14 protein-coding genes are annotated in these 16976 nt (G+C 40.5%); 13 read left to right on the top strand and 1 reads right to left on the bottom strand.

The window, feature by feature from the left end:
• From HP439_RS11460 to HP439_RS11400, 13 genes are all read left to right on the top strand, one after another.
• On the top strand, positions 1-1343 hold a 1343-nt coding region (locus HP439_RS11460; RefSeq protein WP_172390476.1), incomplete at its 5' end, for a hypothetical protein.
• 5 nt (positions 1344-1348) lie between these two features.
• Positions 1349-2290, top strand: coding sequence for a DUF6712 family protein (locus HP439_RS11455; RefSeq protein WP_172390475.1), 942 nt, complete (start codon positions 1349-1351; stop codon positions 2288-2290).
• Between the two features lie 3 nt (positions 2291-2293).
• A complete protein-coding gene (locus HP439_RS11450) occupies positions 2294-3166 on the top strand; it encodes a hypothetical protein (RefSeq protein ID WP_172390474.1) in 873 nt (290 codons plus the stop codon).
• Positions 3144-3569, top strand: coding sequence for a hypothetical protein (locus HP439_RS11445; RefSeq protein ID WP_172390473.1), 426 nt, complete (start codon positions 3144-3146; stop codon positions 3567-3569). Before HP439_RS11450 ends, HP439_RS11445 begins: the two co-directional genes overlap by 23 nt.
• Positions 3570-3589: 20 nt before the next feature.
• The gene (locus HP439_RS11440; protein WP_172390472.1) at positions 3590-3937 is read left to right on the top strand and encodes a hypothetical protein; all 348 of its coding nucleotides are present in this window, start codon (positions 3590-3592) and stop codon (positions 3935-3937) included.
• A gap of 46 nt (positions 3938-3983) precedes the next feature.
• Positions 3984-4925, top strand: a complete 942-nt coding sequence (locus HP439_RS11435; RefSeq protein ID WP_172390471.1) for a hypothetical protein — start codon at positions 3984-3986, stop codon at positions 4923-4925.
• Between the two features lie 353 nt (positions 4926-5278).
• Complete coding sequence (locus tag HP439_RS11430; RefSeq protein ID WP_172390470.1) at positions 5279-5665, top strand: hypothetical protein; 387 nt, start codon at positions 5279-5281, stop codon at positions 5663-5665.
• Positions 5658-9881, top strand: coding sequence for a phage tail tape measure protein (locus HP439_RS11425; RefSeq protein WP_172390469.1), 4224 nt, complete (start codon positions 5658-5660; stop codon positions 9879-9881). The genes HP439_RS11430 and HP439_RS11425 overlap by 8 nt, the downstream gene beginning before the upstream one ends.
• 3 nt (positions 9882-9884) lie before the next feature.
• The gene (locus HP439_RS11420) at positions 9885-11801 is read left to right on the top strand and encodes a hypothetical protein (RefSeq protein WP_172390468.1); all 1917 of its coding nucleotides are present in this window, start codon (positions 9885-9887) and stop codon (positions 11799-11801) included.
• Positions 11802-11846: 45 nt separating this feature from the next.
• A complete protein-coding gene (locus tag HP439_RS11415; protein ID WP_172390467.1) occupies positions 11847-12167 on the top strand; it encodes a hypothetical protein in 321 nt (106 codons plus the stop codon).
• Positions 12164-12862 carry a hypothetical protein gene (locus HP439_RS11410; RefSeq protein WP_172390466.1) on the top strand — a complete coding sequence of 233 codons (699 nt, stop codon included), beginning with the start codon at positions 12164-12166 and terminating at the stop codon, positions 12860-12862. The genes HP439_RS11415 and HP439_RS11410 overlap by 4 nt, the downstream gene beginning before the upstream one ends.
• Before the next feature lie 2 nt (positions 12863-12864).
• A complete protein-coding gene (locus HP439_RS11405; protein ID WP_172390465.1) occupies positions 12865-13923 on the top strand; it encodes a hypothetical protein in 1059 nt (352 codons plus the stop codon).
• 1 nt (position 13924) lies between these two features.
• The gene (locus tag HP439_RS11400; protein WP_172390464.1) at positions 13925-16447 is read left to right on the top strand and encodes a hypothetical protein; all 2523 of its coding nucleotides are present in this window, start codon (positions 13925-13927) and stop codon (positions 16445-16447) included.
• A 127-nt stretch (positions 16448-16574) separates the two neighbouring features.
• On the opposite strand, the gene HP439_RS11395 is transcribed toward HP439_RS11400, so the two are convergent.
• On the bottom strand, positions 16575-16976 hold a 402-nt coding region (locus HP439_RS11395), incomplete at its 5' end, for a tyrosine-type recombinase/integrase (protein WP_216657831.1).

Here is a 16976-nt window from a genome sequence, read left to right as displayed (position 1 = left end):
CAAAGGCGGTTCACCTAGCAGACGGATCTGTCTATACAATATCCATGGCTAACCATCGTGACGACAGCCTTTCCAGTCGTCTTTTTTCCCTAACGAACTCTTGGGAATCCGATCCCGCGATTGTCATGGGAAAAAAAATTGTACCCTATGGCAATAACAACGATCTGCCATCCCTTATTCGACGGGTCATGGATGACTCCAATATTGGACCGGGTATTTTAGAGCGAAAGATCGGTCTTCAATATGGAGAAGGTCCATTTTTATATAACGAGATTATTAATACTGACACTAATCAAATTATACGGCAACCTGTTCAGGACTCGACTATTCAAAACTGGTTAGAATCGTGGGACTACGAACGTTATATCCAAATTGTTATGACTGAACTGATGCATACAAAGGGATTCTACAGCAGGTTCTATCGTAATAGAGCGCCTAGAATAGGTGGACAAGGCAAGATAGTGAAGATTGAGCCAGTACTGAACACCTGGGCTCGTTTAGGATGGCCTGAGACGCCGGAAAAAAGGTTAGAAAACGTCACTAACATCTACGTTGGTGATTTCGAGAATAATTGTCTGCACTCCGGATTATCGACTTATCCGACCTTCAACAAAAAGGATCCATTTCGGAATCCGGTTTCTATGGCTTATCACAATATTTATAGCTTCGCCCGTTCTTTTTACTCTGTGCCTTCATTTTTCGGTACATTAAAGTGGTTGACGACAGCTTCTGAAATACCTGATATCATCAAATATCTTACAGACAACGGTATTTCGGCAGCATTCCATATTCACAGTCCGCAACGGTACTGGGACGACAAACGCCAGAAACTAGAGGAAAGATTCCATCAAGAAACTGATGCTCAAATAGATCGTAGGCTTAAGGATTTAAAGGAGGAATTGTTCCTGAGTATTGCTCAAACCTTATCAGGCAAGGAGAATGCCGGTAAGTTTATCGAAACGGTCGATTTCCATGACATAGAAGGCAACCTTTGCCAATGGAAGATTGAGCCAATAGACCAGAAGATTAAGGATTTTATTGAAGCTCAGGTCAAAGTATCAGATAAAGCCGATAGTGCTGCAACATCAGGAATGGGCCTTAACCCTGCATTAGCCAACTTAGTCTCTTCCAGCGGATCGGTCGGTGGATCCGCTCTTCTATATGCCATGAAATTTCATGTCCTAACCGACGTTAACATTCCTGAAAAAATCATCTTTCAAGGGATAAATGATGCTATTTCAATTAATTGGCCTGAATTGAAGGTAAAAATGGGTTTCTATAGAAAAATTATAATGAAAGAAGAAGACGTGTCACCCGAAAAACGCGCAAGCGCTTTAGTATAAACATTATGATCATAAACGACAATAATACTTTACGAGAATTAACAGGATCTTGGTACGCTTCAAACGACTTCGGCCGTGTCAAACAAGATATTCTTTTGGAGACCGAAGAACTTTCAAAGATCGTCGGCGACGATATAATTACAAAAGCTGAATTGATTTCCATGGCGCTGAATCCAGCTCCAGCTGATATAAAACTGTTGAACCATGTTCAACTTCCTATCGCATTAATGGCGACGTATCGGTTTTATCAATCCAATATAGTGTCCCATGACCAATCTACTAGGAAACTAAAGGTCGACAGTGACAACGAAAAAATACCTTGGGAATGGATGCTTGATCGGGATGATGCTGCTCATCTATCAAAATCACAACGCGCTGTTGATCGATTGATCTCTTATCTCGACAATGCAGGGCTCGTTGAATGGGATGACTCTCCGAACAAACAAGCCTCTAAAAGTCTGTTCGTAAATAACACCGAGGTTTTTGGTGAATACTATCCGATCGACAATTCGGCTCGCTTTTATTACCTCGCAATCCCATTATTGAGGGAAATTCAGACAGTAAGACTAAAACCAATTCTCGGAGATGATTACGAACCGTTATTCAGTAATTTTAAAAGCGGAAATCTTACTGAATATCAAAGCGAGTTGTTGGACTACGTTCGCCGGGCTCAAGTGCTATCAACGATTTCACTAGCAGTACGTAGATTGAATACTCAAGCACTTCCTGACGGCATTGTAAAAGCGTTAAAATCCCAAGGTCAAACAGTGAATGCGACTAGACCCGCAAATGTTGATGAGATATCTTACTTCGCAAAGCGAATCGACTTGGATGCTTTCGACTTCATTGACAAGATCAAACGTAAGCGATATGAAAATAGTCCCGAATATTTGGACTACAAATTATTGCCGACTAATGATCCTAAAAACAAATTCGCTAGCACGTAAGGTATGCACACAATAGAAATTCCAGATAAGGAGAAAGTCATTCAATTTCCGTCAGAGTGGAATGAATGTAGTCAGGAACAAGCACAGCATTTATTAAAGCTAGCATTTGAGGTAATGCAGGGAAGTATGTCAATCGGTGAATTTAGAATTAAAGTGTTTCAATATTTTACTAAAATAAAGTTTGGAATTGGATATTTGGTTCGGCAGAAATTGGATCTAAATGACGATATTAATGCTAAAATTTACCAACTGTCAGAACAACTGTGCGGATGGGTATTTACTAAACAGAATGACACAACCTACGAACTACAGTATGACACAATAGTAAATCACTTTCCTATCCTATTGAATAAATATCACGGTCCGGAAAATCTACTCGCTGATGTAACATTGGGAGAATTTAAAACGGCTCTTTCTATTCTAGATCAATACTTCGAGTGTAAAAATGACGAAATACAAGCAACGGAGCATTTGGATTTGTTTCTTTCTGTACTTTATCGACATAAAGAATCAGGTCAGAAAGTGCCCTTCTACCAACATCTTCCCGATCCGGAGATTTTTAGGCGTGTACCTGTTTGGCAAAAACAATGTATAACTATTTGGTTTACATTTTGCGTGAAGTGCCTTCAAACAGAAGAGCTAACTATAAATGGGATCGACGTTGATCTTTCTGTTTTATTTCCTAAATCGGAGAATACAGGAAGCAACAATAGGAAGGTTAATCTTGGTTGGACAGGAATACTGCTTGATATCGCAGAGTCGGGCGTTTTTGGAGATGCGATAACAACAAGTCAAACCCCATTATACGACGTACTAATATTTTTATTAAAAAAACATCAAGACCAAAAACCCAATGATAACCGTAAGAAAGTATAAGGAAATATGCGATCAGATCGTAGAATCTATCGAAATAGACGGCCATGTAATTGCAAGTACAGAGGAACAGGGAATGAAAAAGTTGCAAGATAAGGGTGGTATTCGTCTAGTAGCTGTATATCCAAGTTATCACTTATCTGGTGAGACTGATTCTTACAAGGATCTGCACGAAATTTTATTTTTTATCGTGACGCGTCAGTTCGAGGGATCAGACGATGAGACAGAGCTACAACAATACATAGATTCGCAGGACGCATTGATACGTTTGAAAGAATACCTTTTCGGAGAAGATAATGAATACTGCAAATTGTTTCCTAATATAGACATGGGCTCTGTGTTAATAGATCCGGAATACAATATTTTCGGTGGGTACATTGGTTGGTCGATGAAGTTTGTTTGTTGATTTTTTAGGTATATTTGACTATGGGATTGCTACGCAAATTGTCTAAGAAACAACCACAGCCTATCAAGCTAAAAAAGATTACGGATCTTTATGTTCATATCGATGAAATGAAACAGAAAGGATTGTTGGAAACTACTAATTACGGAATTTTTTACATCTTCGTGGAATTGGTGAAGGTCAATAAAAATCCAGACGGATTCCTAAAGCAGCTATATATCTACGCCCGGACAACTAATCTTCTTCGGGTCGGTCAAAAACTTGAAATACGAGATCTCGAAGTTGCTAATGACGATTTCTTAATCGCAGAAATATTGGGAGATAAAGTTACACTCCATCAAACAACAAGAACAAAGAAAGTCGAAGATTAATCTTCGGCTTTTTTGTTATATTGTAACAACCATTAAATTATTAACTATGTTTATTCTTTATTTTTGTACAATTTACAAATGGCTTCTGGATAGTAATAACTGGAAAGACTTTATTGTTCCATCCGCTGCGATTGTAGGACCAATTCTTCTAACTTTATCAATAACTTCTCGAGATCGAAAGATTAACGCTAAAAATCGAGAAATCGACTTTAATAGATCTGAAAGTGAAAAAATGGAATTGATTTTATCCGAAGTAAAAAAAACAAGTGATCATGAAAAGCGCCTGAGTTCAGATTTTCAGTTCTATTTTGAATCAATGATGGGTGTGCTGACTACCCATTTAAGCACCCTCGACAAAATTGTGCAAAATTGTACCCCGGAAAAACTACCTACCTTAAGTGTAGCCGTGTTCACCAATAAACACCTCCATGCTTTACAAACCTTGGATTATACAATTCTATCTAAAAATTTTGAAAAACAGGCTTTTGCACAGTATCTAACGTCGATCGATTTAATGAAAGACCTCTATACTGAATTAGATCTAACTGTTAAAGATTACAGTACAAACAATGACGAAATCATGAACAGCATTGAAATTAATTTATATAGTTTGTTCTACGAATTGGATAGACTAGCTTTGGATCACAATTTTAACAAGGATGTTTTGCGAAATTTGTTAATTTTTAGAAACGAGTATAACACTTACATCGAAAATTATGATGGCAAAATAAATGTCGCTTTTCCAGCGTATATATCATCAAAAATTCCCGGATTTAAAAACGAACAGTATTTATCATCAACAGTTACTCATCCACATTTAAATGAATTAGTTCGAGACCTTGAACTCTCATTGATGAAAATAGAACGATTATGCTTGTCGAAAAGGGTTGCCTTTTTCACATTGAGAAACGCTTTTTTTCAACACAAAGTACTTTTGTCCGAAATTGTAAGCCAAAACACAGATCAACTACGGAAACCAAAAGAATAATACTGATATATTTCGTTTTGGTAGAACATCACTACCAAAACAACCTGATTAACAAGCTATTGCACATACACACCTAATAAATCACAATATTCACTGACGAACGACACCAGCCCGCCCTGCCGAGAAAGTGCAATGTCACCCCCACCCTCGCCCTCTGATATATGAGGGCGCGCCATCAAAAACAGCCTTTAAATACATTTAAAGGCTGTTTTTTCGTTTAAAACCAAAGCGAAAACGATACCATTATTGAAACTTCATGGATTACTCCGGCTTATCCGGCATTTCCATCGATAAATCCGTGTCCTTTATTAGCCTCTCCTACCTTGGTAGATTCGCCTATCAACACAAACACCATGGCTAATATCAAATCCGAATTCATTCGTAATATATTGAAAGAAGAGGGCCGGCGCATGCTTTCCAACCAGGGACGAGCAATCCGAAAGGAAGTTCAATTCCATTCTCATAGGTTAGAACGCGATCGTACAGTCGAGATTCTACCTACACCGGCCGACGGAGGAACCTTAAAGATTACAGTGCCACATTACAACAGGATACTGGATATAAAGAAGGAACGCAATAAGAAGTCCGGGAACGGCAAGAGCGTCCGTTCACTGCGTATCTACAATCGCTTTGTAATGGGCGCTTACTACTCGATTGCATTCAGAGTCGCCAATGATTTTACAGAAGCGGTAAAGCGAGATATACGGATTCGATTCAAAGGAGGGTTGACCAATGGCTAAAAAACTCACTACTGAAGACCTTGTATTAAACATTATTGTCAACTCCAATAAGGCACAATCGGAGATTGGCAAACTGGCTCGATCAATACAAGACAACACCTCGAAGGTCAAGGCGGCAGAGACGGAGATGAAGAAGCTCGAACGGGCTAATGCGACCTCATCTACCCGCTATAAACAATTACAGTCGGACGTAGGAAGATACAATACAGTTATTAACCAATCGAAAACGAGACTTACTGAATTAAACCAAAGCCTATCAATTCAAGATAAAAGCCTTAAGCAGTTAGAAAACTCGTTACGCCGCACACGCCAGTTATGGAGACAGGCCACTAACGATACAGACCGGAAACGATATTCGGATGAAATGGGTGTTCTTAACCGGCGCATTGTCGAGCTAAGAAACGGGAGTGACCAAACTGGTAATTCTTTAATGCGAATGTCCCAAAACATTCAAAAATATTTCGCTGTGATAACAGCGGGTATAGCATCGTTTATGGCCGCATTCTCGGGCGTTCGCAAAGCCATAACGGAATATGCTCGTTTTGATGATATTCTGGCTGACGTCATGAAGACCACTAATCTGACAAAAAACTCAGTTAAAGAGCTCAATGACGAGTTGGAACGCATAGACACTCGAACCTCGCAAGAAGATCTTCTCGGCCTTAGTAGAATTGCGGGTAAGTTAGGTTATACGGAAATATCGGATATCACCGAATTTGTCAAGGCTAACAATCAAATCATTGTCGCCCTTAACGAAGACCTTGGTGGAAATGTAGAGGAAACAGTCAATAAGATCGGTAAACTGGTTGACGTATTCAAACTACAGGATCTTTACGATACAGAAGACGCTTTCCTAAAGGTTGGGTCTGCACTTAACGAACTTGGAATGGCGTCCACCGCTAACGAAGGTTACATGGTTGAGTTTGCCAGACGGATGGCCGGTGTCGCTCCATTAGCAGGGATATCCATTGAACAAATACTTGGGCTAGGTGCAGCTCTCGATCAGCTCGGACAAAGTGAAGAGGTTGCCTCAACGGCGCTGAGTAAATTATTTCTGGCAATAGCTAAAGATGCGCAGACTTACTCAAGATATGCCGGAATGGAAGTAAATGCGTTTAAGGATCTGCTTGAGAAAGACTTTATGGGCGCCTTTACTCGAGTTCTCCAGGGTGTTCGAAATAGCTCTGAAGGAATCAGTGCACTTGCATCAACCTTGGGAGATCTTGGTCAAGATGGCGGTCGGGTCATCGGTGTTATAGGGTCATTAGCAAATAATGTTGATATACTTACTGGCTCAATCACATTGTCTAATAAGGCTATGGCTGATGGTTCGTCGATCACTGACGAATTTAATATCAAGAACGAAACGGTCGCGGCAAAACTTGATCGTACTCGAAAAGAAGTATCTAAGTTCTGGAGAGAACTTGGTGAAAAACTATGGCCGGCAATAGCTGAAGGAAATACTCTATGGGCTTCATTTCTTCGCTTACTTATCTCTTTTATAGGGTTCATATCTAGTAACATTAAATGGATCTCCTCGTTGGCTGTAGCGGTAGTCACTTACTATACTGCAGTTCAAATAGCGGCTAAATGGGAAGCAATTACAACTGCCTATATGGTGGCTAAGCGAGTGATTGCAATAGCTCTGAGCGGAACCTACGCACTTTTAACCGGCAATCTAGCACGAGCCACAGCGGCACAACGACTTCTCAACATAACGATGGCAGCTAATCCTTATGGTCTTTTAGTTGCTGGCATTGCACTTATCGTAACAGCGTTAATAAACTACAACGAGAACTTAAGAGGTATAGTAAAATCTCATGACTCGCTAAACAAGGCAATGAAATCCGCAGGAGATCAAACAGCGGGAGAAACCCAACGCATCAAGGATCTAAATTCAGTATTAACAGATACAAATGAAACTACTGATAAACGTCTCGCTGCACTCGACCAGCTAAAACAGGTTATGCCTGGAGTCCTTGATGGATACACGCAAGAAGAAATTTTGGCTGGCAAAGCGAGGGTAGCGATTAATCAGTATACCGAAGCACTAATCTTAAATGCACAAATCAAAGCAAAGCAGCAGGAACTAGATGATCTAGCGTCGAAAGCAAGACAAGTTGAGCGTAATGAGGTCGGCTTTATAACTGGCGCTTATCGCGAAGTGCGTCAGTTTTTTATAGGAGCTGCCGGAGCTGCAGCAGCAAATGCTACAGATAATGTTGAATCTTTGATGAATATCAAAGCCGCGTCAAAGGAAGTAACGGACAGTCTCATTGAAGATCAAACCAAATTAAACAATTTATACAAAGCAAAACCTGCCGAGCCTACGAACCAAAACACCGGCGTAATCCCTTCTAATCCAAAAGCTGCAAAAAAAGCAGAACAAGCTAGGAAAGCAGCATATAAAATGGAATTAGAGGACGCCGAAAAACATTATCAAGATCAACTCCAGGCCGAGGGATTGTTCCGGAAGGATAAGCGAACCATGACTGCTGAGGAGTTAGAAAAGCTAGCAGCTATAGAAGAAGAGTACCAGAAAAAAGTCGATTCGATCAACCAACAATACGGAAAATCGTTAAAAGATACGTCTAAGGTCGCTGATGCCGAATTAACAAAACGCCTTGCTTCTGAATCAAAAACCATAGACAGCATTCTTAAGAAGCGGCAATCTGATTTTGAAGCCGAAAAAGAAGCTTACAGAAAACGTCTAGAGGATGCTGGATTATATGGGAAAGAAAAGGAAAATTTAACTGAAGATCAGCAATTAGCACTTGAATATTTAACAAAAGAACATCAGGATAATCTTCTTGATATCACTCGGGAGGGTGTGAACAAGGAGGTAGATACAATTCAAAACGGTTATAAGGAAGAGCTAGCCGATATGAGAATTGCTCATCGTGAGGAGCTGGCTTCAATCACTTCTCTGTCGCAGGCAAAGAAGAAGTTATCCTCTGTTTTATCGAATAGGGAACTTCGTGAAGTAAAGACTCTTGGCCAAGCCAAGCGCATAATAGAAAACCAACAACGCTTAGAAGAAGAAACAGCTACGCGACACCACCTTGAAAAACTTTTGGGAATGTTGCAAGACGCTGTCGCATCAGGAAATTTCGAAGGAATCGATCTTTCAGACGCATTGCTTCCCGAAGAAAAGGTCAAGGTTCTCTTAGATCTAATACGAGAGTTAAAAGAGGAAATAGCGAAACTGAAGGGAGGAGATCTAACGGACGGGCTTGATAGCAAAAATGGGTCTGTTGATATTTTCGGTATGTCATCCGATGATTGGGAAAAATTACTTGACAATATTAAAGAGGGCAAAATAGAGTTCGAAGATCTATTAGATCTTTTAGGGGCCGCTACCCAGATGTGGCAACAATATTCTTCAATTGTAACTAGTAGAGAAAACGCGATGCTTCAAAAAGACCAAGAGGCAAATGATCGCAAAAAGGAAAATCTACAAAAACGCCTAGATGCAGGAACATTAACACAAGAGTCCTATAATAAACAAGTTTCCGAGCTTGATCAAGAAATGGATAAAAAACGTGCTGAAACTCAACGAAAGCAAGCAAAAAGGGAAAAAGCAGCTGCTTTAATGTCTGCCATTGTAAATACAGCCAGAGCAGTTACTGCAGTTCTTCCCAATTGGATATTGGCTGCCATAGTTGGTGCTTTTGGAGCGATTCAGGTCGCAACAATTGCGTCCACTCCTCTCCCATCAGTTGAAGGTAGAGCTTCTGGAGGAACCCTAAAGGTCGAGCGTTCGCAGGATGGCAAAGTATTCGACGCGAACGTAGATCCAACAAAAAGAGGATATGTCAACTCTCCTACTGTTATTGTTGGTGAAGACGGTTCCGAATGGGTAGCAAACGCTCAAGCAGTCAAAAATCCAACAGTACGACCAATACTTGATGTACTAGATACAGCACAGCGCAACGGAACCATCAACACGCTAAATCTTCAGGATGTCATTGCTGGCACACTCGGTCGTGGTCACGCTACTGGTAGACAATCAGGAGGATCTGTTACAGGAAAGGATACTTCTTCAGCGGCTCATGACCCGCGTATGTACGAAATATTAAAAAAGCTCGACAAAACAGTTACAAAACTTGATGTCGGGCTTAAGAACCTAAAAGCGGATGTTTCGTTGATCGGCAAAAACGGATTCCTTGAAGCTATGGATGAATACAATACAATTGAACAAGACGCTAATTTCTAAACCATGCTAGAGATCATTCACAATGGCAAAGCTTTGAACTTGCCTCCCGATATCCAAATTGCACTTACCATTGAAAATCCGTTACTCAAAGAGGATCGAATACCTACGCCATTTTCGTTGTCGTTTGAGCTTCCCTCTACGCGCCATAACCTTGAGCTCTTCGGGTGGCCGAACAGAATCGGGTCCTACAAGCAAGCCAATTACGTCCGAACCATCCCTGTCGATATCCGATTTCATTCAATAACGATCAGCAAAGGGCATCTAAAATTAACTAGTTACCTGGAAACACTAAAGGTGACCTATTCAGGCATTGACTATATCGAAGATATAAAGAGCAAACTATATGAAATTGATTTCGGTAGAGAAACCTTTGACGGATCATTCTCTGGAGGAATTGATTATTACACTTCCACCAATTTTGCATACTCCTATAAACAATGGGCAGATTCGGCAGTAAATACTGACAGAGACGATTTCGTCTTAGCACCGGTAGCAATCTTGGATAAAGCCATGCCTTTCTCCAGATGGGAGTCAATGGACTACCAAACGAAATGGATCGGTCAAACATCCGGTTATGAACGGTTCCGATCAGTATATCGGTACCAGGACACAGCATTCTTTAATCAATACAACCCATGGTCGAGCAATTTCTTAATTGATAGGGATCTTACCTACAATTATAAGGTCGGCACCTCACATGCCAACGTATTTCCTTTGTTTCGCGTTGGGCACATATTCAAGACGGTTATGGGTTCAGTATTAGACAACAATATGTTTCTCCAAGGTGATCTTCGCAATCTTGTAATGCCTACATTCTATTACAACAAATGGACAGAGCGACTCGAATCACAAGCGACTGACCCTACCTTCAGCAACCGGCAGTTTCCCCCTATGGTCGAAAATCCGAGACCAGCATGGAATCAACCCTATCCATCAAGTCCGTATATAGAATATAAAAACTATATGCCCGACGTTTCCGCAAATGATTTTATCAAAGAGCTTCTTAGCCTATTTGGTATGTCGCTTTTCCCATACAAAGGAAAATTGCAAATGCGAAGTAATAACGATGTTATGTTGGGTACCGTTAAAGCAGATTGGACTTCCTTGATTATTGGGAACCCTGAACTAACAAGCGAAAACAAAAAAGCATACGTGTTTGGATATAGTGATTCCGAAACCTATACAGCGACCGAAACCTTTGTATCTGTAAACACAATATGGGATATGGCATCCTACCCGTATACCCTTGACGACGAGAAATTCTATGAGGAACGGTTTTATATTCAGGAAACTAAACAGCGCTTCATAAAGCGTGCGCAACAGCGTGAAATCAATGTCATATCGGCCGATTTTAATATTTTTTCGGACGAGCTCGAATACGAATTAATTGACGACCGACTCGGCGTCGATCTTGATGTCGAAGGTGATAAATACACTGTTGAGCCGAAAGTAAACCCACTACCACTTTACCCAGTGGCTGCATTTCATTCGATGGAAAATGACGTTGACTTGTATGACAATACTTTTTACATTTCCGCTCCAGCACTCTCCGTTGACAGATCGAAGCGATCAGAAATCATACCGCTTGTAATTTATAAAGGGATGCGCCAAGTTCCTCATGCGACAACAAGAACCTATCCCTATGCCTCCATTTATCCGGACGCCAACAATACCCTCAATCTTCTCTGGGAAGGCGAAAATGGATTGATTGAAAAATATCACAAGAACTATAAACAGTGGATCGAACGTGACAAGCTACGATTAAAGGGAACATTCCTCCTTAACGCAATAGATCTTCACAAACTGGATCTGGGCGATAAAGTTCATGTACGTGGTCGCAATTTCTTCGTCGATAAAATTCAGATAACCTTGCGAGCGAATACGATAGATCCGGCAGTCGTCGATATGGTCGAAGCCTAAGGTGTTGTCCTTTATTAACCGTGGCTATAATTCGATTTTTACAACATGTTTTTAAAGTTATTCGAACCAATTTTTAACGCACTAAGCAAGAATGTCAAGATCACACTATTGGCTATTCTGTTAACCGTTCTAATCTCCTGGGGAATCTCAGGAGAGGTTCGATTAGAACAAAAAGACGAAGACTGTGTGGACGATCGAAAGGTAGATAGAGAAACTATTGCCTCTCTATCCTCAGAACTTCGAGATATGCGTACACGAATGTTTGATGCATTTATGATGCAACAAGCGCAAAAGCAAGAGGTAAAACAGAACGACTCCGTTGCTCGGACTGCGACAGAGAAGGCACTAAACAAGATACAGCCATGAAAAAATCAACCTTCATTTTAATAGCATTACTACTGGTCACATCCGTCACCAGTATCGTGCTTTTTCGAATGTGGAAAGGTAGCGACAACGAGTATCAGACACTTTGGACAAGTCACCAAAAATTATTAGAAAATGGTGTCGACACTCTTGTGATACGGGAAGTAATTCGTGACACGTCTGCCGGCACAACGACTGCAATGTATAACCCGCTTCAGACACCTGGTCCAGTCGACGGATATGTATCCAAAGGTGTCGTGGACACGATGTCCAAAGCTTTGGGTGTGGCGACGAGTGAAATAGTAAGCCTCCGATCGTACATTGCTAAAATCGAAGGTAAAGGTAAGGGAGAAAGACAAAGAGATACAGTTACAAAAATTGAATGGCTCGTTTTAAAAGATGATCCGACATTCGACGTGAAAGTAAACCTGAACAACGATTCAATTTATCCTGGTGTTCGTTTGAAATTAACGCAGGCATACGCGCCCTACCGAAAAAATCTGTTTTCATCAACTGAATATCGATCGGTTATACACGCAAGTGATCCTCGAGTCAAGATATCAAATGTCATTGACGTGAACCGCGTGCCAAAATCTCCTAAGTGGAGTTTAGGCGTATTTGGAGGACCGCTGGCCACCCCTAAAGGATTAACATATGGAGTTGGTGTCGGATTGACATACGATGTTATTCAATTCTAATTATGCTTACAGTTAACCAGCAACCGGATTCAATAAATTATTCGTTGTCATTGCCTCATGTTAAGGTCGTGTCGACCAATTCTACGATTGATGTCAAATTGTTTAAAGCCGAGCAATTGATCATTGACGAAACCTATGATCAACCACCTGCAGATGGAGAGCTCGTATTAAAGTTTAGTGAGATCGCAGACTTACTTTTGAGCGGAACATTACCTGATTACAACCAAACCATCAGCGTTCAGTCTTCTGGGGTAGCGAATTTCAAACTTGAGTTATCGGATTTGGATGAAACGAAAGAAATATTATTTACAGTCGTTAAAGGATATGTTCGCCGGCAGCCATTTGATGTAAACGGTTTTCTTCGAGATAGTTGGTTAAATATCGTACCGGCAGTGTCTGAAGTAACGTTTCATCAGCCACTTTACCTATCAGCCTATCCCCCGATCAATGTAACTGCAATCGCAAAAGGCCGGCTGATCGACGGTTCTGATAAGATAATAACGCTCGGAACATTAAATGCAAATGTGTTGTATTCGATCAATCTTAATCCAGGTAGAATGATTCAATTGTTTGATTCCGAATATGAATATTTCGATGTATACACGTTAGAGGGATCCGCGATCAGGAATGGATACAAACGCTTCGTATTTTCAAATCGATTCGAATTTGATGGCGACACATTTCTATACCTAAATCGACTCGGAGGCTGGGATACTCTTATGTTTTCTGGAGAACACGAAGATCAGAATGCCAATACTATATCGACCGGTCTATTCGATGAAAACGAATACGAATTCAACCAGACGCCAAATTACTCGGTTTTAAAGAATAGCGGATATATAAAAAATGAACTTCATAGAAAGCAATGCATTGATTTTCTATATAGTAAACAGCGATATCACCTCCATGACGGAGCCCTACGCCCCATCGTACTAAATAACCCAGAAACAAATTTAGTCAAAGGCGAATTGAACAGTTTCGCTTTTACCTTCCGATATAGCGACACAAAAACCGGTTATCCAGAACTTGGAATAATACCATATAATCTAATTATACAATAAAATGGACGCAAAACTTAATAGCTTAAGTACAATCAGCGATATTGAGAATGCTTATATACTTTGTCAATATGCACATGAAGATAAGTTTAGAAGCCTTACACTTTTCGAATTTTTCAACTGGCTGTCACTCCGAATTGACGTCAATTCGGAACTGATAGATCCTATAGCTCCCGGCACAGAAACAAATCCGGCTGTTATTCCTGCTGGACCAGCTGGGCAAAAAAGAAAATTCGAACCTCAACCAGGATTTTATCAAGGATTTCCCGAAGTGACTAGTGATAAAAGATGGCAGTTTTATTGGGACGGTATTTCATGGGAATTGTTTGATATGGGGGCGTTGCCGGAGGTAGACACGACAAGTCTGTTGGATAAACAAACAGATGGCTTTAAATTGCTGGCGCAGCGTGTGATTACTCCTCGGTTTGACATAGGGCATTTTATAGGGGTATCAGATAATAGTTATCAAGAAAACTCAAGTCTAAAGTTAAATATATTTGAAATAAATCCTAAAACGGTTAAAAAGGTCCGTATCCAAGGAGAGATTCATCTGTCCTCATCATACTATTATGCCGAATTCAAAGGGGACTTCACTTTGTCAGGAAATTTTGCGAAGGGCCTTAATCTTTCATCGGGGACATTGACCGCAATCGACCAGTGGGTTGATATTAATGAGGACACCACTTATATATTAACCTTGTCATACATTCCGACCGAGGGTAGAGAAGTGTTAGTAACTGATATTGAATCTTACAAATACTTGAGCGAGGGTGAAGTAAGTTTTGTGTCGCCAAGTAACAAACAGTTGATTATCGGTGTCGACGACCCTATCGTAATATCTGATAAATACGTAAATGGATCGGGTGACTTAGCGGACAACCCGTCCGAGCTTGTTTCATTCTGGGTTAAATACTATGAAATTGTTCCGGGGAGTATATCTCATGTACGGGTGGTGGGCACAGTAAATTATTCAGCAGTTGCGTGGATGTCGCAATTTACCGCGCTACCAATAGAAGCTGCGAATTTGATAACTAGAAATAAGCAGTCATCAACAGGAGAGGTTCCAATAGACGAATGGATTCCTGTAGATCAGTCCACTAAAATTATAGCATTGTCGAATGATACTAACCGAAATCTAACAATTGTAGAAATTAGGGCTACACCACAATCACTAGGCACCGTCTCGGCTAAAGTCGACTATTCTCAGATATCGGATCTCGGCGCCATTGAGTTTCAAAATATCGGCGAAGCTGATATCAATGTAGTTATGGGTACAGGACAGTCATTGATGGCTAATAACAGTCCCGCTGTTGGCGTTACCACGGTAGCGTTTTTAGGCAACTTTATGTTTGGTCCGGCTCCTACAGTATTAGGTAATGCGCTACTAGATAGTGTTAATCCTCTTGCTTCGATACCGGGTCAAGGTGAAATTCCTTTAATATCGGGAGTAAACCATTTTAGTAAGCTATGGAGAAGATACAGAAACCCATCGACAGAGTTTTACGCAAATTCGGTAGCTAGAGGAAGCAGGAGTATTGAGGCATTGTCGAAAAATTGTACTAACACGTCGGTGTTTGAAGCCGGAGAAAATCTTTATACTACAAGGTTGCTGAATTTTCTCATCCGATCAAAGGCATATGCGGACGCTAATAGCAAGTCTATATCAATGTCAGCATTCATCTGGATGCAAGGTGAAAGCAATTATAGTGGCGCTGGTCAGGGTTTAACGGATGGTACGAATCAAACTCGCGACAAAAACGAGTATAAGGCATTATTACTTCAATATAAGAATGATGTTCAAGCTGACGTAATGAACATATATGGTCAGCCATCCAAACCTTTGATGTTTATATATCAGACTGGCAGGGTGTGGAACGATCAGGTAGAACAGAACATTACTATGGCACAGATTGAATTTGCGCAAGAGAATGAAGACGTTATACTCATCAATCCCGTTTATTTTGCTCCTGGAATGCAGCCTACATCTGATCATATGAGTGATAATGGTGCTCGATGGTACGGGGAACTGTTAGGAAAAGCATTGTTTGAAGCATTTATTAAGGGGAGTCGCGCAAGTGTTGTCGTTGGAAAGGCCGTTTCTGTAATCGATTCACGCACGATCAATGTTCAATTCAAAGTTCCTGTACAACCGTTGATAATTGACACCCATTTTTCCAAACAGGTCAGTAATGCAGGGTTTTACGTTACCAACAATATTGGGTCAATGTCAATTCAGAGTATTTCAGTTGTCGGAGGCGATACCGTTCAAATTAAACTGGTAAATCCGTTGACTGTCGGAACAGTGGAAGTTTCATATGCAGGAGGTCAAACGACCGGAAGAGGCAACGTTAGAGATAGTGATACATATGGGAGCATGTATATGTATACAGACTATACAGCAATAGAATCAGCTCCCGAAGAATATGTTTCTAGGGATAGTTCAGGCGCTTTAATGTACGGGCAGAAATATCCGCTTCATAATTGGGCTTCGCATTATTATTCGAGTATAGCTTATTCCCCTGCGTAGGTAGAGCAAGAAAACAACAAACCCAATGGAAATACATCCATTGGGAAAAATAAATTCAGACATGTGTGGTGTCGAATAACATTAGCAAATATAGAAAATGTTTTAAATAAACTAAGACTCCTCATTCTTAGAAACCTCCTTGCATCTTCATAACTTGCTCTAATTTATATTCCTCATCTAAATGAGCATATCTTTGGGTTGTTTCAATTTTCGAGTGACCCATGATCTCTTTTAAAGCATAGATATCACCGACCGCCGTCATAAAAAGATACCCGAATGTATGCCGACCAACGTGAGAGGTTATACGTTTATTGATTCCAACTTTTATGGCTATATCCTTTAATGTTCGATTATATTCTTGTTGTGTCGGCAAATTGAACAGCTTATTGCTGATACTATCGTGTATAAATTCAATGGCCATGGGGGCTATAGGAATCTTAATCGTCTTGGGCCGCCTATCTTTGTTCTTCTGCATGGTAAAAAAAAGAAAATTATCACTAAGGAACCAAGTCTTGTCTGCTTGGTATAC

Origin of the sequence: Sphingobacterium shayense (genome assembly GCF_013179575.1) — a bacterium.
Lineage (GTDB): Bacteria > Bacteroidota > Bacteroidia > Sphingobacteriales > Sphingobacteriaceae > Sphingobacterium > Sphingobacterium shayense.
Note: the sequence above shows the minus strand (reverse complement) of the source record. Positions and strands in the feature narration are given on the sequence as shown.